The sequence below is a fragment of the Streptomyces sp. NPDC003300 genome (genome assembly GCF_040610915.1).
Classification (GTDB): domain Bacteria; phylum Actinomycetota; class Actinomycetes; order Streptomycetales; family Streptomycetaceae; genus Actinacidiphila.
The window spans coordinates 179,878-198,968 of the sequence record NZ_JBEXNE010000008.1 but is presented as its reverse complement, the minus strand read 5'-3'; the positions used below and the strand labels follow the sequence as shown (position 1 = coordinate 198,968).

The following is a 19,091-nucleotide window of genomic DNA, read 5'->3' as shown; positions in this document are numbered from 1 at the left end:
CCGTCGGGCCGCGCGCAAACGCGGCCCTGCTGTCCCGCCGTCCGATGCCCGTGCTCGGTACTCCGTGCGCCTACGCCTCCTTCGGCCACCAGCCGGAGCCGTCCTGGTCGTCGCGGGCCAGGGAGCGCCTGATCCGGTCCGCCTCCAGCGGATTCAGCGGTTCGAAAAGGGCCAGGGCGTGCCGCCACAACGCGCGGGCCTCCTCCGCCCGTCCCTCGTCCCACAGCAGCCGGGCCAGTACGTCGGTGGCCAGCGCCTCCTCCTCGGGTGCCTGAATGCGCCGGGCGAGGGCCGCCGCGGCCTCCAAATGCATCCGGGCCTCGGGGAATTCACCGAGGGCGCGCTCCACGGTTCCGGTGCCGCGCAGAGCCGCGGCCTCTTCGTGACTGGCGCCGATCCCCCGGGCCAGACGCAGCGCGTCCTCGTGGTGGGCCTTCGCCTCCTGCCACAGGCCCGCGCCCAGCAGCACCTTGCCGAGCACATTGAGGGCGTGCGCCTCGTGCCGTACGCCCCCGGTGCGGCGGAAGGTGGTGAGGGCCGTCCTGCCCAGTTCCAGGGCCGCTTCCGGGTCGCCCAACTCCCCCAATGCGACGGCCAGATTGGTCCTGATCACCGCCCGGTCGGTCTCGCTGAGCACGACCGCCCCGATCGCCAGGGCCTCCTTGAAGCAGGCACGGGCCGAGTCCGTGTCCCCGGTCCTGAGGTGGAATTCGGCCAGGTTGTTCACGAAGGTCGCCTGGAGTTCGACGTCACCGGCCTCGCGCACCGCCGCCAGCGCGGCGGTGAAGTTCTCCAGAGCGCCGCGATAGTCACCCATGGAGAGGTGCACGATGCCGACGTTGTTCAGACTCCTGCCGCAGCCGCGGATGTCACCGGAGCGGCGCCGCAGCTCCAGGCACTCCTGGTGCAGCACCAGGCCCGCGTCGTATTCGCCGACATGCCATTGCAGGACGCCGAGTTGCCCGAGCGCCTCCGCCGTCACGACGTCGTCCTCGCAGCCGCGGGCCAGGGCGAGGGCGCGCTCGACGGCCTCGGCCGACTGCGGGTAGCGGCTCACGCGGGCGTGGGCGGTGGCCAGGTCGAGCAGCGCGCGGGCCTCCGCCCGCGGCTGGTCGGCGGCCCGCCAGTGCGCGGCGGCGGCCTCGTGCATGGTCACGCCTTCCCGCCAGTAGCCCTCGGAGTCCGCCAGTTCGCCCAACGCGTGGGCCAGTTGAGCCGCCTGCCGGACGTGTCCCTGCTGGCGGAGGCCGCGTTCGACCGTCAGCGCGCCTTCGAGTTCGGCGCCGAGCCAGGTGCGGGCCGCGGCGGCGTCCGCCATACGGGGGACGCTCACCCGTCCCTGCGGTGCGAGTTGTCCCAGCCGGTTGCGGTGCGGGTGCAGCAGCCGGTCGGCGCGGTCGGCGGCCCGTAGCGCGTAGCCGCCCAACCGCCGCAGGGCCGCGTCACGTTCCTCCGCCGGCTCCTCCAGCCCCGCCAGCGTGGCGGCGAATTCGCCGAGCAGGTCGTGGAAGCGGTACCGCTCCGTCCGGGGCTCCTGGAGCAGGCAGTATTCGAGCAGGTCCTCGATGAGGCGTTCGGTGCGGTCCAGCGGTTCGCCGATGACCGCGGCGGCGGCGTACAGGCCGAAGTCGGGCCCGGGGTGCAGACTGAGCCTGCGGAAGGCGGAGCGCTGCTCGGGGGTGAGCGCGTGGTACGACATCTCGAAGGCGACGGCCACTTCGCGGTATCCGTCGCGCAGTTCCTGGAGTCTGCCGGGGCTGCGGGACAGCCGCTCCATCAGATGGTCCAGGTCCCAGGAGGGTCTGGCCTTGAATCTGCTGGCCGTGATCTCGACGGCCAGCGGGAGCAGACCGCAGCGGGTCACGATGTCGGCGATCCGGTCGGTGTCCGTGGCGCGCTCCGGCCCGACCAGCCGCTGGAAGAGGCCGACGGCGTCGTCGAGCGGCAGCACGTCCACGAACAGCGGGTGGGCGGCGGGCAGTTCGACCAGCCGGTGCCTGCTGGTGATCAGCACGAGCGAGGGTGAGCCGTCGGGCAGCAGCGGGAGCACCTGCCGTGTGCCGGCGGCGTCGTCCAGCACGATGACCGCGCGCTTTCCCGCCACGAGCGTCTGCCACTGCGCGGTGCGCGCCTGGAGGTCGGGGCGGATCTCCTGCGGCGGTACCTCGAAGCCCCGCAGCAGTGCGGCCAGCGCCTCCTCGGTGGTCAACGGCGACTGGGCGACGGAGTGTCCGCGAAGGTCCACGAAGACCGAGCCGTCGGGGAAGCTGTCGCCGAGCCGGTGGGCCGCGTGCAGGGCGAGGGTGCTCTTGCCGACGCCCGCCATGCCGGAGATGGCCTCGATGGCGATGACCCAGCCCGAGCCGCCCGACCGGTTCCCGGCTCGTAAGAGACGGCTGATCTCCTGTTCCCGGCCGACCAACTCCTGCCTTCGGCTGGGCAGATGGCGCGGCGCGGCCCGTACCGGCGGCGCGGTCACCTCGACGGGCTCGGCCGTCGGCGGCGCCGAGGGCCGCGGCGCGGGCGGCCGCAGGCCGGGGATGAGGTCGGGGAGCGCGGCCCGGCGCAGGATCTGTCCGTGCACCCGTGCCAGGGGCTCGCCCGGCTCGCTGCCGAGCTGGGCGCGGAAGAGGGTGCGGGCCCGCTGGTAGACGGCCAGCGACTCGGCATGCCGCCCGACCGCGTAGAGGGCGACCATCAACTGCCGTGCCAGGGTCTCGTCCAGCGGATGACGGCCCGTCAGCTCCGATGCCTCGGAGACGACATCGGCGAAGTGCCCGAGCCGTAAGCGCAGCGCCAGCCGGGTGTGCACCGTGGCGAGCCGCCGCTCGGCCATCATGTCCCGCGCCGACTGCGGCCAGATTCCCGGCAGTCCCGCCAGCGCCTCACCGATCCACAGCCCCTCGGCCGCGTCCAGGCCGTCCAGCGCCCGTGTGTCCTCCCCCGCTCGCGCGGCGACCGCCGCCTCCCGCGACAGCCGCACGAACCGGTGCCAGTCGACGCTCTCCGACTCCGCTTCCAGCGTGTACGTGTGCGCCCGCAGGGTGATCACCGCGGGCGGCTTGGAGCGCTGGGCCGTCGCCGCGCCGACCGTGCGCAGGGCGTGCCGCAGCCGCGAGATGTACGTGTGGAGGTTGGCGCGGGCCGTCTTGGGCGGTTCGTCGTCCCACAGCCGCCCGACGAGGACGTCCTGACTGACCGGGCGGCCGACGTCGAGAGCGAGCGACGCGAGCAGACAGCGTTCTCTGTCCGAACCGAGCCGTACGACCGAGCCTCGCGCCGATAACTCGACCGCGCCAAGAAGATGAACCTCCATCGTTGCCCCTCCGGCCGATGGGCACGCTCTGAAGAGTGAGCATGACACGACGGTGCGTCACGGGGCCATACCACCTCCGCGCTCGGGCACGCGGGAAATCCCCGAAGGTTCGCTCGCGCGACGGTGCCTTCTGCTAAGTGCGGCCGGGCCGCGACGGGTTCACGCATCGCGTGCAGCTTTGCATATGCCTGAAGCAGGTGCCAGTGGAATATGTCCAAGATCAGCGCATTGGCCCTAGCTTGCGCGGTTGATGATCGTTCGGGCAGTCTCTCCCGCTGTACCTCAGCACCCTCATTTCTTCAACAGAACGAGGAACAAAGAGACATGAAGCAGTCACTTGCCGCCAAGGTCGTCGGCGTTGTGTGCGGTGTGGTCGCCTTCGCGGCCTTCGCCTCCATTTGCATCCCGTCCGTCATAGGCGGTTCGTCGGCCATGTTCTGACGGTCGACGCGCCCTCACGGCGCACACAGCGCGGCCCGCCCCGGCAGGTGCAGGGGCGGGCCGCGGCGCGTGGCGAGGGGGACGGGGGCTACGGCGGGCTCTGGAGGGCGAAGGGGGCGCCTTCGGGGTCGGTGAGGGTGGCGGTGCGGCCGTGGGGGGACGGGTGGGCGGGGTGGATGACGTGGCCGCCGAGGGCCGTGACGCGGGCGGCGGCGTCATCGACGTCCGCCACGGCGAAGTGGGTCGTCCAGTGGGCCCCTCGGTCGCGCGGGACGCGGGAGCCGACGCCGTGGATCGCGGCGACGGGGTGGCCGCCGACGCGGAGCAGGACGTCGTCGGAGTCGGAAGCGGCGTCTTCGGCCTCAAGACCGAAGACGGCCTCATAGAACTTGCCGACGAGCGAGGCGTCCCGCGTCACCAACTCGCTCCAGGCGAGGGTGCCGGGCTCGCCGGTGGCCTCGGCGCCGCCGAGGAGTCCGCCCTGCCAGACGCCGAAGACGGCGCCCGAGGGGTCGACGGCGAGGGCGAGCCGTCCTTCGTCGTTGACCTGGAGGGGGCCGATGCCGACGGTGCCCCCGCATTCGCGGACCAGTTCCGCGGTCTCGTCGACGTCGTCTGAGGCGAGCATCGTGGTCCAGGCGACCGGCCGGTGCGGCTCCGGCGCCCCCTCGCCGATACCCGCGATGCGGCGGCCGTCCAGCTCGGCGAGGGCGTACGTGCCCAGTTGGGGCGGTCCCGGTACGAACTCCCAGCCGAACAGCGCGCCGTAGAAACTCCGCGCAAGGTCGGCCCGGTGCGCCATGAGGCTGACCCAGCAAGGGGTGCCAGGTGGGCGACGGTTCGGTACCTCGGTCATGGCTACGGTCTCCTGGCGGGCAGCCGGCACGGCGTGCCCCGCCGGTCGGGAATGGTGTGGCACAGCCGATCGTCGCACCACCCGGAGCGGCGCGCGCCGTGACCGCGCCGCATTCATCACCCTGGTGCCGCGCGGCAACCGAAATGTCATGTCGCTTCCGTTTCGCGGCCGTTGCCGTACGGTGTCCCGCCGTACGGCGGCTACGACCGGTCGACCACAATGTGCGTATGGAACCCCTCATCTCCGTGACCGAACTCGCTTCCGCCGCAGAGCGGGACGGCGTCACCGTCCTCGATGTGCGCTGGCAGCTCGGCGGCCCTCCCGGCCACCCCGCCTACCTCGAAGGCCACGTACCCGGCGCAAGGTACGTCGACCTGGACGCCGAACTGGCCGGGCCCGCCGGGGCCCGCGGACGGCACCCGCTGCCCGACCCCGAGGAGTTCGGCGCCGCCATGCGCCGGGCCGGGGTGAGCGGCGACCGGGACGTCGTCGTGTACGACAACTGGCAGGGCTGGGGCGCGGCCCGCGCCTGGTGGCTGCTGCGCTGGGCCGGGCACACCCGCGTACGCGTCCTCGACGGCGGTCTCGCTGCCTGGACCGCGGCCGGACACCCGCTGAGCCGGGACGAACCCGCGGGGGGCGCGGGGGACTTCGTGCCCGCGACCGGCGCCCTGCCGCTGCTCGACGCGGCCGGGGCGGCCGACCTCGCCCGCCGCGGGGTGCTCCTCGACGCCCGCGCACCCGAGCGCTACCGCGGCGACTCGGAGCCGATCGACCGCGTCGGCGGGCACATCCCCGGCGCCGTCAACGCACCCACCACGCAGAACACCGGCGCCGACGGCCGGTTCCTGCCCGCCGCCGAACTCACCGACCGCTTCACCGGGTTGGGCGCAGGGCCGGACGCCGAAGTGGGCGTCTACTGCGGCTCGGGGGTCTCCGGCGCCCACGAAGTCCTCGCCCTCGCCGCGGCCGGGATCCCGGCCGCGCTCTACGTCGGCTCCTGGAGCGAATGGTCCGCCGACCCGGCCAACCCGGTCGCCACCGGCCCCCAGCGGGGCTGACCCCAGCGACACCCCCTACCAGGCCCGGGCAGGGCCCCGTACCGGCCGCACGCGAACCCGGTAACGCGCGAGCCACCGCACAACGCGTCAGGGGCAGCCACCAAGGTGGCTGCCCCTGACGGCCGTCGGCTCCCGGTCTGTCCAAGCCGCGCGCCACACGCGCTACTCCTGCTTCTTGCGCCTGCTCCCGAACACGATCTCGTCCCAACTCGGCACCGTGGCCCGGCGTCCGGGGCGGACCCCGTCGGCCTCGGCCTGGCGGTCGGTGGTGCCGACCAGACGGTCGCGGTGACCGGCGACGGCGCGCGGCATCAGGACGTCGGCGTAGGCGGACCCGGCGCTGGCGGCCGGAGCCGCCTCTTCCTCGGTCTCCTCCTCCGGCTCCACGGCGGGCACGACGTCCGGAGGACCCGGCGGGCCCGGCGGAGGCGCGGGCACGACCATGTCGCCGCGGAAGTTGGGCACCGCTTCGAGCAGGCTGGTCAGCGAGTCGCGCTCCTCCGGCTCCGGCCGGTCCTCGGCGCGGGCCTCGCGGTCGGCGCGGTCCGGCCGGTCGGGCCGTTCCAACTGCCGGTCGAGGGCGCGGTCGAGAGGCCGGTCACGCGGCAGGCGGGCGATCCTGGGCACGAAGGGGAAGCTCGGTTCCTTCGTGCTCTCCTGCTGCGCGGCGTTCTCACCGATCAGCGCCCTGGCCTCGTCGTCGACGGCCGCGACCAGGCGGCGCGGCGGGTCGTAGGTCCAGCTCGCGGAGTGCGGTTCACCGGCCACCCGGTAGACCAGGAGGACTTCCCACGTGCCGTCGTCGCGGCGCCAGGAGTCCCACAGGACGGTGTCCTTCTCCGCGCCGCGCAGCAACAGCCGCTCGGCGACGGCCTCGCCGAGCTGGGGGCCGGTGCTCTCGCCCTGGCGGCGTACGGGCGTCTTCCTGGCCCGCTCGGCCATGAAGGCGCGCTCGGCCAGGACGGGACCCTCGAAGCGCCGTACGCGCTCGACCGGGATGCCGGCCATCGACGCGACCTCTTCCGCCGACGCACCCGCACGTATACGTGCCTGGATGTCGCGGGGCCGCAGATGGCTCTCGACCTCGATCTCGATCTGTCCGAGACGGGCCCGGTCGTTGCGGACGGCGGCGCGCAGCCGTTCGTCGATGGGGAGTGTGTATTCCGTGCTGTCGGCAGCCTTGAGCACCAGTCGTGTGCCGTCATTGCTGACGGCCACAACCCGCAGTTCGGGCACGGTTACCTCCCGGGTGGTGCCTGCCGACGTCACGTGCGTCGCTGCTCCCGTTGGACGAGTGTGGCCTGCCCGGGTGCAGCGTGCCACAACCTTGCAGAGTTACCCGGCGTGTCGGGGTGACACGGTGACACGCCGTTATGGGACGGTGGTCGATTGGCCACTCAGCGTGACCGATCGCGGCACCCCGGGACGAGTGCCGTCGGGCTCCCCTCCCGCCGTTCCGGACCAGCTACCGACCACCCGGACGGGCAACCGGGAGCCAGGATTCGCCACGGTACTCCATTTGGGCCAGCGGGGTGGGCTGCCGCGCCGTCGAATCTGGGCCAGGAGCGCGGGAGTTGAGTGGCACGGCTCACACGAAAGGGTTGCACGCCGAGTGCAAATGCGGACTTTCCCGCATGAAGCGACTACGAGCCCAGCACCCGCCGGAGGTAGTCGTTCGTGAACCGCCGGTCCGGGTCCAACCGGTCCCGCAGCGCCGTGAATTCGCCGAAGCGCGGATAGGCCGAGGCGAGGTATTCCGCGTCGCGGGTGTGCATCTTGCCCCAGTGCGGACGCCCGCCGCGCGCGGTCATGATCCTCTCGACCGCGGTGAAGTACTCCTGGTAGCGGCTGCCCCGGTACATGTGCACCGCGATGTACGCGCTGTCCCGGCCGGACGCCGTCGACAGCGCGATGTCGTCCGCGGGCGCGACCCGTACCTCCACCGGGAAACTGATCCGCAAGTCGGACCGCTCGACCATCGCCTTCAGCTCGCGGATCGCGTCGACCGCCGCCTCGCGCGGCACCGCGTACTCCATCTCCACGAAGCGCACGCGGCGCGGGCTGGTGAAGACCTTGTACGGGATGTCGGTGTACGAACGGGCCGACAGGGCGCGGCTGGAGAGCTTGGCGATGCCGGGGATGACGGCGGGCGCGGCCCTGCCGACCACGCAGGCGGCCTGGAAGACGCCGTTGGACAGCAGCTCGTCGTCGATCCAGCCGCGTACGGCGGGGACGGGCGCGGCCGGGCCCTGGCTGCGGTTGTTCCGCTTGGTGTTGCAACTGTCGGTGTGCGGGAACCAGTAGAACTCGAAGTGCTCGTTCTCCGTGGCGTGCTGCTCGAACTCCGCCATCACCCGGTCGAACGCCATCGGCTCCTCGCGCGCGGTCAGCAGGAAGACCGGCTCGACGGCGAAGGTGACGGCGCTGACCACGCCGAGCGCGCCGAGCCCGATCCGGGCGGCGGCGAAGACGTCTGGGTTCTCCTCGGCCGAACAGGTCAGCACCGAGCCGTCGGCGGTGACCAGTTCGAGCGCGGTGATCTGGGCGGCGATCGAACCGGAGTCACGGCCGGTGCCGTGCGTGCCGGTGCTGGTGGCGCCCGCCACCGTCTGCTCCATGATGTCGCCCATGTTCGTGAGCGACAGGCCCTCGGCGGCCAGCGCCGCGTTCAACTGCTTGAGCTGGACGCCCGACTCGACGGTGACGGTGCCCGCCGCGCGGTCGATGGCGCGGATCGCGGTCAGCCCCTCGGGGCGGATCAGCACCCCGTCGGTGGCCGCCGCGGCGGTGAAGGAGTGCCCGGAGCCGACCGCCTTCACCGGCAGGCCGTCCTCGGCGGCCCGCCGCAGCACGGCCGCCAGTTCGCCCACGGAGGCGGGCGCCACGGCCCGCGCCGGCCGGGCGGAGACGTTCCCCGCCCAGTTACGCCACGCCTTCTGTTCGGCCCTGCTTGTCGTGCGTGCCGTACTGCCCGTCGTGCTCATCGCGCGGCCCCTCCCGCTCCGGCGCCGGCTTGAGCCGGCGATACCCGAGAAACGCCACCGCCACGGCGAGGACCGCCGAGGCGGCGGGCACCGCGAAAGCCGCCGACGCCCCGTGCGAGTCGATCACCCGACCCGCCACCGAGGCCCCTGCGGCGACCCCGACCGCCATCCCCGTGGAGGTCCACGTGATGCCCTCGGTCAGTTTCGTCCGCGGTACCAACCCTTCGATCAGGCCCATCGCGGTCACCATCGTCGGAGCGATGGTCAGGCCCGAGAAGAACAGCGCCACGGCCAGAAACGGCAAGTTTCCGACCAGTAGTGGCGGGATCATACTCACAGTCATCAACGCGATGCCCAGCAGGAACCTCCCGGTGGGCGTCCCGCGCGGGGTCATCAGCCCGAAGACCAGCCCGGCCAGACACGATCCCAGGGCGTACGTCGCCAGCACCAGACTGGCCAGCGCCTTGTGCCCGCGCTCGTCCGCGAAGGCCACGGTGGCCACGTCGACCGCGCCGAACAGCGCCCCGGTGCCGACGAAGACGCCGGTGACCACCAGCAGCCCCGGCTCGCGCAGCACCGACCGGTCCGAGAGGCGGTCGCGCGGATGCGGCGGCGGCTCGGTGGCGTGCTGCGCGGTCAGCAGCAGTACGCCGGTGCCCAGGAAGACCGCGGCCAGCAGCGGGCCCGCCTCCGCGAACCAGGCCGTGCACAGCCCGATCGACAGGATCGGCCCGAGGATGAAGACGATCTCGTCCACCACCGACTCGAAGGAGTAGGCGGTGTGCAGGAGTTCGGGAGAGCCGCGGTGGATCCGCGACCAGCGGGCGCGCACCATGGCGCCCATGCTCGGCGTGCAGCCCGCGCCGACCGCGCACACGAAGTACACCCAGTCCGGCGAACCGGCCCGCACCGCGATCAGCAGGGCCGCCACCGACAGCACCGTCACGGCGCTCGCGGGACGCAGCACCCGCCGCTGTCCGTACCGGTCGACCAGCCGGGAGATCTGCGGTCCGATCGCCGCCCCCGACAGGGCCAGCGCGGCGGCGAGCGCGCCCGCGAGCCCGTACCTCCCGGTGACCTGGGAGATCATCGTCACGATGCCGATGCCCAGCATGGACAGTGGCATCCGCCCGATCAGCCCGGCGGCGGAGAACGCCTTGGTGCCGGGGGCGGTGAAGATCGCGCGATAGGGGCTGGGCAAGGGCGCTCCCGGCGGCGTCGCCGAATTCTCGGTAAGGAACGTAGCTGGCGCGTACAGCTTACGAGTCCGCGCAACCGAATTGTGCCGCGCGGCGCCCCGGATTCCACCGCGCGGATTCCACCGCGCGGAGGGCGCCCGCGGCGGCCACCGCGCGACCGTGTGAGCTCGTCCGGGGAGGCGGAGCGCGGCGGGATCGTCGCGGGGTGGCAGGATCGATGACATGTCCGATCAGCCGCCTCAGCGCGACCCCCACGACGCCGGGCCGTACGACGCCCTGCTGCTGCTCTCCTTCGGCGGCCCCGAGGGACCCGACGACGTCGTGCCCTTCCTGGAGAACGTCACCCACGGCCGGGGCATCCCCAAAGAGCGGCTGAAGGAGGTCGGGCGGCACTACTTCCTCTTCGACGGCGTCAGCCCGATCAACGCGCAGAACCGCGAACTGCTCGACGCGCTCCGCAAGGACTTCGCCGGGCACGGCCTCGACCTGCCGGTCTACTGGGGCAACCGCAACTGGGCGCCGTATCTGACCGACGCCCTGCGGGAGATCGCGCGGGCGGGCCACCGCCGGGTCCTGGTGCTGGCCACCAGCGCCTACGCCTCGTACTCCGGCTGCCGGCAGTACCGCGAGAATCTGGCCGCCTCGCTGGCCGTGCTGGCCCAAGAGGGCCACCCGGTGCCGCGGGTGGACAAGCTGCGGCACTACTTCAACCACCCCGGCTTCGTCGAGCCGATGACCGAGGCGACGCTGGCCGCGCTGGACGCGCTGCCCGCTGACGTACGCGACGGCGCCCGGCTCGCCTTCACCACGCACTCGATCCCCACCTCGGCCGCCGACACCTCGGGACCCGTCGAGGGCCACGGCGACGGCGGCGCGTACGTCGCGCAGCACCTGGACACCGCCCGGGTGATCGCCGATGCGGTACGCGCCGCGACCGGCGTCGACCGGCCGTGGCAGCTCGTCTACCAGTCGCGCAGCGGCTCCCCGCAGATCCCGTGGCTGGAGCCGGACATCTGCGACCACCTCGAGCAGGCGCACGCGCAGGGCGCGCCCGCGGTCGTCATGGTGCCGATCGGCTTCGTCTCCGACCACATGGAGGTGAAGTACGACCTGGACACCGAGGCCGTCGCGAAGGCCGCGGAGCTGGGGCTGCCGGTCAGCCGCGCCGCGACCGTCGGCGCCGACCCGCGCTTCGCCGCCGCGGTGCGCGACCTGGTGCTGGAGCGGGCCGCGACCGAGCGGGGAGCGGCCCCGGCGCGCTGCGCGCTGGGCGCGCTCGGTCCCAGCCACGACATCTGTCCCGCGGGCTGCTGCCCGGCCAGGACCCCGCTGCCCGCCGCCGCCGGAACCGACTGACCGGTACCGACCGGAGCCGGGCGGCGGGACACGACCGACAGGTACCGACCCCGCCCGGAGACCGGCTGTGACCGGAACCGACTAAGGAGCCCCCCGTTGAGCCCCACCCCCGACGCGTCGTCGACCGAGCCCGCCGCGCTGCTGGAGATCGCCCTGGAAGCCGCGCGCAGGGCCGGTGAGCTGCTGCGCGACGGCCGCCCCGCCGACCTGGGCGTGGCCGCCACCAAGTCCAGCCCGATCGACGTCGTCACCGAGATGGACATCGCGGCCGAGAAGCTGATCACGTCCTACATCAGCGGTCTGCGCCCCGACGACGGCGTCCTCGGCGAGGAGGGCGCGAGCAGCGAGGGCACCAGCGGGGTGCGCTGGGTGATCGACCCGCTCGACGGCACGGTGAACTACCTCTACGGCCTGCCGTCCTGGGCGGTGAGCATCGCCGCGGAGGTGGACGGCGAGGCGGTGGCCGGTGTGGTGGCCGCCCCGATGCGCGGCGAGACGTACCAGGCGGTACGCGGCGGCGGCGCGTTCGTCAACGGCGAGCGGGCCCGCTGCCGTCCGGCCCCGGCCTTCTCGCACGCGCTGGTCGGCACCGGCTTCGGCTACCTGTCCGAGCGCCGGGCGGCGCAGGCGACGGTGGTGAGCGCCCTGCTGCCGCGGGTCCGGGACATCCGGCGCGGCGGCTCGGCCGCCATCGACCTCGCGGACGTGGGCTGCGGGCGGCTGGACGCGTACTTCGAGCGCGGCCTGAACCCCTGGGACTTCGCGGCCGGGGCGCTCTTCGCCCGCGAGGCGGGCGCGCTGACCGGTGGACGGCCGGGAGAGGCCGCCTCGGGCGAGCTGACGGTCGCGGCCCCCGGCGGCCTCTTCGAACCGCTCCAGGAGCTGCTGGACGGCTTGGGCGCCTGGCACGACTAGAGCGTCGGCACGGCGGCGGGGGCGGCGGGGGCGGCGGGGGCGGCGGGCCGGATCGTGGCGCTCGCCGCGTTCGTAGGACCCCGCGGGGCTCGCAGCGCTCCCAGCGCGTGTCACGCCGACCGTCCGATGAGCGGCTGATATTCGCGCGTAGACATGCGAACGCCCCGGCACCTGTGAGGTGTCCGGGGCGTGCGGCTCGGGGTCAGCCGGTGTGGATCAGGCGACCTTCGGCCGTACGTCCACGCCGTTCTCCGACGCGAGTCGGCGGAGGTCTTCCAGTTCCGCCTGCTCGACGTCGGCGAGGAAGTCGTCGCCTGTCTCCCGGGCCCGGCGCAAATCGGTCTCCGTGCTGTGTATGCGCTGGAGGATTCCGGTGGTGAACGCGTCCATTAGGCGCCCCCTCGTCGTCGTCGTTGACACGGGGTGTGTCAAGCCAGGTACCACGCGAGGGAAACGCGTGGCGAGGCGTGGTGGGTGGGTGTGCAGTCGTCTTGCCCACCCGCTTCGGAGCGGAAACCTCCGTCGGCCGGAGGAATATTCCGTCGTCGGTCCCTTACCGCCGATTTACGGTCCTCAGGTGCAGGATGGTGGAGCATTCGCACAGCTCATGCCGTTCCGGCCGCGGCTCCGCGCCGCCGCAGGACCGCTCATGTCCCCCCGCTCTGGAAGGAACAGCGCCTTGCGCGTACTGGTCGTCGAGGACGAGCAACTGCTCGCCGATGCGGTTGCCACCGGGCTGCGCCGCGAGGCGATGGCCGTCGACGTGGTCTACGACGGCGGCGCCGCCCTGGAGCGGATCGGGGTCAACGACTACGACGTGGTCGTCCTCGACCGCGACCTCCCGGTCGTCCACGGCGACCAGGTGTGCCGCGAGATCGTCGATCTCGGCCTGCCCACCCGGGTGCTGATGCTCACCGCCGCCGGTGACGTCAGCGACCGGGTGGAGGGTCTTGAACTGGGCGCGGACGACTATCTGCCCAAGCCCTTCGCCTTCACCGAGCTGACCGCGCGGGTCCGCGCGCTGGGCCGTCGTACGACCGCGGCCCTGCCGCCGGTCCTGGAGCGCTCCGGCATCAAGCTCGACCCCAACCGCCGCGAGGTCTTCAGGGACGGCGCGGAGGTGCATCTGGCGCCCAAGGAGTTCGCGGTCCTCGAAGTGCTGATGCGCAGCGAGGGCTCGGTGGTCTCCGCCGAGCAGTTGCTGGAGAAGGCGTGGGACGAGAACACCGACCCGTTCACCAATGTGGTGCGGGTGACCGTCATGACACTGCGCCGCAAACTCGGTGAGCCTCCGGTGATCGTGACGGTCCCCGGTTCCGGTTACCGGATCTGATCCGCGTGGCGTCCCCCTCCGCCGGCTCCCCCGCGCCCGCACCGCCCTCGGCCCCGCCGACCCCGCCCAGGCCCCCCTGGGACCCGCTGCCGGGCGAGAGCCCGCTGCCCTGGCTGCGCCCGACCATCCGGATACGGCTGACCGTGCTGTACGGCGGCATGTTCCTGATCGCCGGTGTGCTGCTGCTGTGGATCATCTACCTGCTGGCGGCCCAGGCCCTGCACCAGGGCAGCGAGCCGCTGTTCACCGTCAACAGCGGCCGGGTCAACATCGTCAGCAACACCTGCCCGAGCCTGATCAACGAGACGGATTCGGGGCGCTTCAACTCCGCCCTGGCGCAGTGCATGGCCGTCCAGCGCGAGGCGGCGCTCAATGTGCTGCTCAAGCGCTCGCTGCTGGCGCTGATCGGCCTGGCCGTGGTCGCGCTGGTCTTCGGCTACGTGATGGCCGGGCGGGTGCTCGCGCCGCTCGGGCGGATCACCAGGACCGCGCGGGTCGTGGTCGGCTCCGACCTCAAGCGCCGGATCGAGCTGGACGGCCCGGACGACGAGCTGAAGGAGCTGGCCGACACCTTCGACGAGATGCTCGACCGGCTGGAGAGATCCTTCGACGCCCAGCGCCGCTTCGTGGCCAACGCCTCGCACGAGCTGCGCACACCGCTGGCGATCAACCGGACGCTGCTGGAGGTCCAGCTCTCCGATCCGGACGCCTCGGCCGACCTGTTGCAGCTCGGCAAGACCCTGCTGTCCACCAACGAGCGCAGTGAGCAGCTGGTCGAGGGCCTGCTGCTGCTCGCCCGCAGTGACAACGAGATCGTGGACCGCAAGCCGGTGGACCTGGCGGAGGCCGCCTCCCGGGCGCTCGACCAGACCCGCGCCGAGGCGCAGGGCAAGGGCGTGGAGCTGCGCTCCCGGCTCGACGGCGCGGTCGTCCAGGGAAACGGCGTGCTGCTGGAAAGGATCGCCCTGAACCTGGTACAGAACGCGGTGCGGTACAACGTGGCGGAGAACGGCTGGGTCGACGTCTCCACGGCCGTGGAGGGCGGTCAGGGGCTGCTCGTGGTCGCGAACACCGGACCGGTCGTTCCGGCGTACGAGATCGACAACCTTTTCGAGCCGTTCCGGCGTCTGCGTACCGAGCGGACGGGAAGTGACAAGGGGGTGGGACTGGGACTGTCCATCGCGCGGTCGGTGGCACGGGCGCACGGAGGCGTCATCGTGGCCGAGCCGCGCGAGGGAGGCGGCCTGGTCATGCGGGTCGCGATCCCGTTGTGAACCGCGTCACGCCCAGGACGGCCACCGGCGACGACAGCACCGACGAGTGTTCGCTATGCGAGAAATTTCGCGGTCTGTTCCCCGCCGGGAACCGTTGTGATCGACAGCACATGCTATCGGAGGGACACCTACACACAGTGATCAAGACATTGGGGAAAAAGACCGGAAAATCCATGTTTCCCCAGGTCATGATCACGGGAAGTACACGTGATGGCACCCGCGACATACGACTTTCAGACTGTCGCGAGTGACGATCGGCCACCCGTGCGATCACCCCTTCGGGGGCGACCTTGGGTGTCGATTGAGTAACAGGCCTTGATGTGAGGCAAAATCTCCGCCTCGGGTCGGGCACAAGTCCGGCCTCCCGCGCGTTACGTGCGCTGGAGACACCGCAGACACCCACAGGGGGAGAGCGAAAAATGGCTACGGATTACGACACCCCACGCAAGACCGACGATGACGTCAACGAGGACAGCATCGAGGAACTGAAGGCCCGGCGGAACGAGAAGTCCACCTCCGCGGTGGACGTCGACGAGTTCGACCAGGCGGAGTCCCTGGAGCTGCCGGGCGCCGACCTCTCCAATGAGGAACTGTCGGTTCGCGTACTGCCCAGGCAGGCCGACGAGTTCACCTGCATGAGCTGCTTCCTGGTCCACCACAGGAGCCAGCTCGCGGCGGAGAAGAACGGCAACCCGATCTGCCGCGACTGCGCGGCCTGATCCGCGGGCGCGGTGACGGGCTCACGGCGGGACGGCCGGGCGGACGACGCCGGCCGGGCGCAGGACCAGGACCGGGACCGGGCACAAGGCCCGGTGGAGGGTCCGACGGAAGGCCGGGTGGAAGGCCGAGAAGGCGACGAGCGGGGCCGCAGGGCCTCGCTCGCGGCCACGACCGCGCGCGGGGCGCGCGGAATACGCAGCGGGGCGCGCTACGGCGGCAGGAAGGCGATGGCGGGCATGGGCTCGGTCGCCGAGCGGCTGATCGAGGTCGCCCCGCGCATCCCGGTGCGTGACCTGGCGACGCTGCGGGGGCAGTTTCCCGGTCTCGGCCCCGAGGACATCGCGGACCGGCTGATCGCCACCGCGGTGAAGGGCACCATGACCGTCGGCGCCGGTGTGGGCGCCGCCGCGATGCTGCCCACCCCGCCGGCGATGCCGGCCGAACTGACCGCCGAGACGCTCGGCGTCGCCGCGGTCGAGTTCAAACTCATCGCGGAACTGCACGAGGTCTACGGACTGCGTGTCCCGGGCAACTCCCGGGAGCGCGCGACCGCGTATCTGTGGTCCTGGACCGAACAGCGCGGTATCGATGTGCTGAAACTCTCCACGGTCAACGTGGCCCTGGGCAGCAGCATGAAGAAGGAGATGCGCCAGCGGCTGCTGCGCCGCACTCTGCGCAATATGCCGACGCTGACGCCGTTCATGATCGGCGCGGCCGTCGGCGCGGTGATGAACCGCCGCGACACCCGCAAGCTCGCCCAGCGGATCCGCCACGACCTGCGTGCCGCGCAGCTCCCGTGGCCCGAGCTGCCCGCCGTCGGCGCACCGGCCGACGCGGCCCTGACCGGCACGCTGTGGCAGCCGCCCGCCATCGAGCCCTGACCGGCCGCGGGCGCCCCCGCGGGGGCCGCCCGGCACCGTGCGGCCCGGCCGGTCCTACTGGGGCGCCTTCACGGCTTTCAGCGCCTCCGCGAGCCGCTTCGGCGAACGCGTCGACAGATAGACGTACGGCGTCGGGTCGTCCGGATCGGTCACGTCGACCTTCAGCGCCGTCGGCACGTACGAGCGCAGCAGCATGTACGCCCGCGGGTCGGCCTTGTGGGAGCGCCAGGCCACCGTCTCCGCCGCGTCGAGCACGGTCGCCTCGCCCAGTGCCGCCAGCGGGATCCGGGCCTTGCCCGCCACCAGCGAACCCGCCACCACGCGGATCCGCGCGGACCCGTACGAGCTGACCGCCATCATGGCGACGGCCGCGCCGGCCGCGAGCCCGGCCAGCATCGGCAGCGGGCCGAACGGGAAGAGGATCAGCGCCATCGCCACACCCACCCCGGCGGCCAGGAACCACCAGGAGCGCGGCACGGTGAGACGTTCGTCGTAAGGCTGCATGGCACCAGACTGCCATGCGGTCCTGTGCTATCTGCCGCGAAGGCGCGCCAGCGCACGGGTGACCCTGGGCGGTGCCTGCCGCAGCCCGGTGGCGAGCTGCTTCGCCCAGTCGGAGGCCGCCGTCGGCGCCACCGCGTCCAGCACCGCGGTCGAGCGGGCGCCGCCGCCCACCAGATAGCGCGGCAGCGGGTGCCGGGCGGTCAGCGCCTTGCGCACCGCGAGCGCCACCGGGCGCGGCCCCGGCAGGTCGCGGCTGCCGCGCAGCACGTCCCCGGCCGCCGCGTACTGCTCCTGGTACGCCGACGCCCGCTCGTCGGGCAGCAGCCCGGCACCGGTCTCCCAGATGCCGGTGCCGTAGGAGCCCGGCTCGATCAGCGAGACCTGCACGCCGAACGGCGCGGTCTCCATCCGCAGCGCGTCCGTCACCGACTCCAGGCCGCGCTTGCTCGCGCAGTACCAGCCGAGCATCGGCAGCGACACCCGCCCGGCGATCGACGACACGTTGACGATCCGGCCCGCCCGCCGGTCCCGCATCGCGGGCAGCACCAGGCGGGCGATCCGCGCGGGCGCCACCAGATTGGTCTCCAGCTGGCGCCGTACCTGCTCGTCGTCCACGTCCTCCACCGCGCCCGGCTGCGCGAACCCCGCGTTGTTGACCACCGCCCACGGCCCGCCGTCGGTCATCGTGGCGATCTCGGTGAACGCCCGGACGCAGGACGTCGCGTCGGCCACGTCGAGCACCGCGGTGCGCACCGCCGCGCCCGTACGGTCGACCGCCGCGCGCAGGGCCCGCGCGTCCCGGTCGTTGCGGACCGTGCCGATCACGTCGAAGCCGCAGTGCGCCAGCTCCAGCGTGATGGCACGGCCGATGCCGCGTCCGGCTCCGGTGACGACGACGGACTGGCCTACTCCTGGGGACATGCGCGCGCTCCGGTGCTACCAGATGACAACGGGGGGACTGCGGGGGCGGTACGAGGGTGGTACAGGGGGCGGTTTCCGCCGGCCGCCGGGCGGCTCCCCCGGGACCAACGGACACCGGCAGGGAAAGGATCCCGCGGAAGGGTAGGGTCTCGGGCGTGAGTGGAGCGAACACACCCAGAAGCGCCGGACGGTCGTCGTTGACGCCGCCGCCCGACGCCACCGCGCCCACGCGGCACCCGGACGCCCCGGCGCCGGGCGAGCTGCTCGGGGCGCACTACGACCAGTGCTTCGGCTGCGGCGAGGGGCTGCCGCACGGGCTGCACCTGGCGGCGCGGGCGGGCGAGGGCGTCAGCGTCACCGCCGAGTTCACCGTCAAGCCCGCCCACCAGGGCGCGCCGGGCCTCGCCCACGGCGGGGTCCTGGCCACCGCGCTGGACGAGACGCTGGGCTCGGTCAACTGGATGCTGCGCGCCATCGCCGTCACCGGACGGCTGGAGTCGGACTTCCTGCTCCCGGTCCCGGTCGGCGCCACGCTGTACCTGTCGGCGCGCTGCACCGCGGTCGCCGGACGCAAGATCTACAGCTCGGCCGAGGGCCGGATCGGCGGCCACGACGGGCCGGTCGCGGTCCGCGCGGAGGCGCTGTTCGTCGAGGTCAAGCTCGACCACTTCACGCAGAACGGCCGCGCGGAGGAGATCCGCGCGGCGATGTCGGACCCCGACCAGGTGAAGGTCGCCCGCGCCTTCGAGGTGAACCCATGAGCCGTGAGCCGCTGCGCCTCGTCAGCGAGGTGAACCCGTGAGCACAGAGCGACAGCCGGTGGACGTACTGCTGCACCGGCTCGACGAGTCCGTGCCCGTACCGTCCTACGGGCATCCCGGTGACGCGGGCGCGGACCTGACGACCACGCTGGCGGCGGACCTCGCGCCCGGTGAGCGCGCGGTCCTGCCCACCGGGGTGTCGATCGCCCTGCCCGACGGGTACGCGGCCTTCGTGCATCCCCGCTCGGGGCTGGCAGCGCGCTGCGGTGTGGCCCTGGTGAATGCCCCGGGAACGGTGGATGCCGGGTACCGTGGAGAGATCAAGGTGATCGTCGTCAACCTCGATCCGCGCGAGACCGTGCGGTTCGAAAAGGGTGACCGGATCGCCCAACTGGTCGTCCAGCAGGTCGAGCGGGTCCGTTTCCATGAGGTGGCGGAGCTGCCCGGCTCTGCCAGGGCCGCGGGGGGCTTCGGCTCCACGGGGGGTCATGCCGCGGTGGAGACGCCGTCGGCCGACACGTCCAGAGTCGGATTCGCATCGGTCGTTGCAGACCGGGAAGGACAGTGAC

At 72.5% G+C, this 19,091-nt stretch carries 17 protein-coding genes; 9 read left to right on the top strand and 8 right to left on the bottom strand.

Annotated features, from left to right (window positions below):
• Nucleotides 1–70: 70 nt before the first annotated feature.
• Both ABZX65_RS14850 and ABZX65_RS14845 read right to left on the bottom strand, forming a co-directional pair.
• Nucleotides 71–3,316 carry a tetratricopeptide repeat protein gene (locus ABZX65_RS14850; RefSeq protein ID WP_355338491.1) on the bottom strand — a complete coding sequence of 1,082 codons (3,246 nt, stop codon included), beginning with the start codon at nt 3,314–3,316 and terminating at the stop codon, nt 71–73.
• Between the two features lie 529 nt (nt 3,317–3,845).
• A complete protein-coding gene (locus ABZX65_RS14845) occupies nt 3,846–4,613 on the bottom strand; it encodes a VOC family protein (RefSeq protein ID WP_355338488.1) in 768 nt (255 codons plus the stop codon).
• Nucleotides 4,614–4,840: 227 nt separating this feature from the next.
• On the opposite strand from ABZX65_RS14845, the gene ABZX65_RS14840 reads away from it, so the two are divergent.
• A complete protein-coding gene (locus ABZX65_RS14840) occupies nt 4,841–5,674 on the top strand; it encodes a sulfurtransferase (protein ID WP_355338485.1) in 834 nt (277 codons plus the stop codon).
• A gap of 162 nt (nt 5,675–5,836) precedes the next feature.
• On the opposite strand, the gene sepH is transcribed toward ABZX65_RS14840, so the two are convergent.
• The 3 genes from sepH to ABZX65_RS14825 form a co-directional block, all read right to left on the bottom strand.
• Nucleotides 5,837–6,943 (bottom strand): septation protein SepH, encoded by a 1,107-nt coding sequence (sepH, locus tag ABZX65_RS14835; protein WP_355338482.1) that lies wholly within the window; start codon nt 6,941–6,943, stop codon nt 5,837–5,839.
• A gap of 374 nt (nt 6,944–7,317) precedes the next feature.
• Nucleotides 7,318–8,658, bottom strand: coding sequence for a D-arabinono-1,4-lactone oxidase (locus ABZX65_RS14830; protein ID WP_355338479.1), 1,341 nt, complete (start codon nt 8,656–8,658; stop codon nt 7,318–7,320).
• Nucleotides 8,597–9,859, bottom strand: a complete 1,263-nt coding sequence (locus ABZX65_RS14825) for an MFS transporter (protein WP_355338476.1) — start codon at nt 9,857–9,859, stop codon at nt 8,597–8,599. The genes ABZX65_RS14830 and ABZX65_RS14825 overlap by 62 nt, the downstream gene beginning before the upstream one ends.
• A gap of 220 nt (nt 9,860–10,079) precedes the next feature.
• Here ABZX65_RS14825 and ABZX65_RS14820 point away from each other — a divergent pair, with 220 nt between their 5' ends.
• Nucleotides 10,080–11,213: a ferrochelatase gene (locus ABZX65_RS14820; protein WP_355338473.1), complete on the top strand. Its 1,134-nt coding sequence runs from the start codon at nt 10,080–10,082 to the stop codon at nt 11,211–11,213.
• 96 nt (nt 11,214–11,309) lie between these two features.
• Nucleotides 11,310–12,128, top strand: coding sequence for an inositol monophosphatase family protein (locus ABZX65_RS14815; RefSeq protein WP_355338470.1), 819 nt, complete (start codon nt 11,310–11,312; stop codon nt 12,126–12,128).
• 216 nt (nt 12,129–12,344) lie between these two features.
• Here ABZX65_RS14815 and ABZX65_RS14810 read toward each other — a convergent pair whose 3' ends face one another.
• Nucleotides 12,345–12,518, bottom strand: a complete 174-nt coding sequence (locus ABZX65_RS14810) for a hypothetical protein (protein WP_188282026.1) — start codon at nt 12,516–12,518, stop codon at nt 12,345–12,347.
• Nucleotides 12,519–12,807: 289 nt separating this feature from the next.
• Here ABZX65_RS14810 and ABZX65_RS14805 point away from each other — a divergent pair, with 289 nt between their 5' ends.
• The 4 genes from ABZX65_RS14805 (at nt 12,808) to ABZX65_RS14790 (ending at nt 16,336) form a co-directional block, all read left to right on the top strand.
• Nucleotides 12,808–13,461 carry a response regulator transcription factor gene (locus ABZX65_RS14805; protein WP_188282025.1) on the top strand — a complete coding sequence of 218 codons (654 nt, stop codon included), beginning with the start codon at nt 12,808–12,810 and terminating at the stop codon, nt 13,459–13,461.
• A 5-nt stretch (nt 13,462–13,466) separates the two neighbouring features.
• Nucleotides 13,467–14,735 (top strand): HAMP domain-containing sensor histidine kinase, encoded by a 1,269-nt coding sequence (locus tag ABZX65_RS14800; protein ID WP_355338466.1) that lies wholly within the window; start codon nt 13,467–13,469, stop codon nt 14,733–14,735.
• Between the two features lie 419 nt (nt 14,736–15,154).
• Nucleotides 15,155–15,454, top strand: a complete 300-nt coding sequence (locus tag ABZX65_RS14795; protein WP_103884889.1) for a DUF4193 domain-containing protein — start codon at nt 15,155–15,157, stop codon at nt 15,452–15,454.
• A 117-nt stretch (nt 15,455–15,571) separates the two neighbouring features.
• Nucleotides 15,572–16,336, top strand: coding sequence for a hypothetical protein (locus ABZX65_RS14790; RefSeq protein ID WP_355338463.1), 765 nt, complete (start codon nt 15,572–15,574; stop codon nt 16,334–16,336).
• Between the two features lie 54 nt (nt 16,337–16,390).
• Here ABZX65_RS14790 and ABZX65_RS14785 read toward each other — a convergent pair whose 3' ends face one another.
• The gene (locus ABZX65_RS14785; RefSeq protein WP_355338460.1) at nt 16,391–16,840 is read right to left on the bottom strand and encodes a DUF3093 domain-containing protein; all 450 of its coding nucleotides are present in this window, start codon (nt 16,838–16,840) and stop codon (nt 16,391–16,393) included.
• A 27-nt stretch (nt 16,841–16,867) separates the two neighbouring features.
• On the bottom strand, nt 16,868–17,761 hold the full coding sequence (locus ABZX65_RS14780) for an SDR family oxidoreductase (protein ID WP_355338457.1): 894 nt from the start codon (nt 17,759–17,761) through the stop codon (nt 16,868–16,870).
• A gap of 155 nt (nt 17,762–17,916) precedes the next feature.
• Between ABZX65_RS14780 and ABZX65_RS14775 the strand changes: the two genes are divergently transcribed.
• Together ABZX65_RS14775 and dut are read left to right on the top strand one after the other, a co-directional pair.
• On the top strand, nt 17,917–18,522 hold the full coding sequence (locus tag ABZX65_RS14775) for a PaaI family thioesterase (RefSeq protein ID WP_355338454.1): 606 nt from the start codon (nt 17,917–17,919) through the stop codon (nt 18,520–18,522).
• 37 nt (nt 18,523–18,559) lie between these two features.
• Nucleotides 18,560–19,090 (top strand): dUTP diphosphatase, encoded by a 531-nt coding sequence (gene dut, locus ABZX65_RS14770; RefSeq protein ID WP_188282019.1) that lies wholly within the window; start codon nt 18,560–18,562, stop codon nt 19,088–19,090.
• Nucleotide 19,091 lies beyond the last annotated feature (1 nt).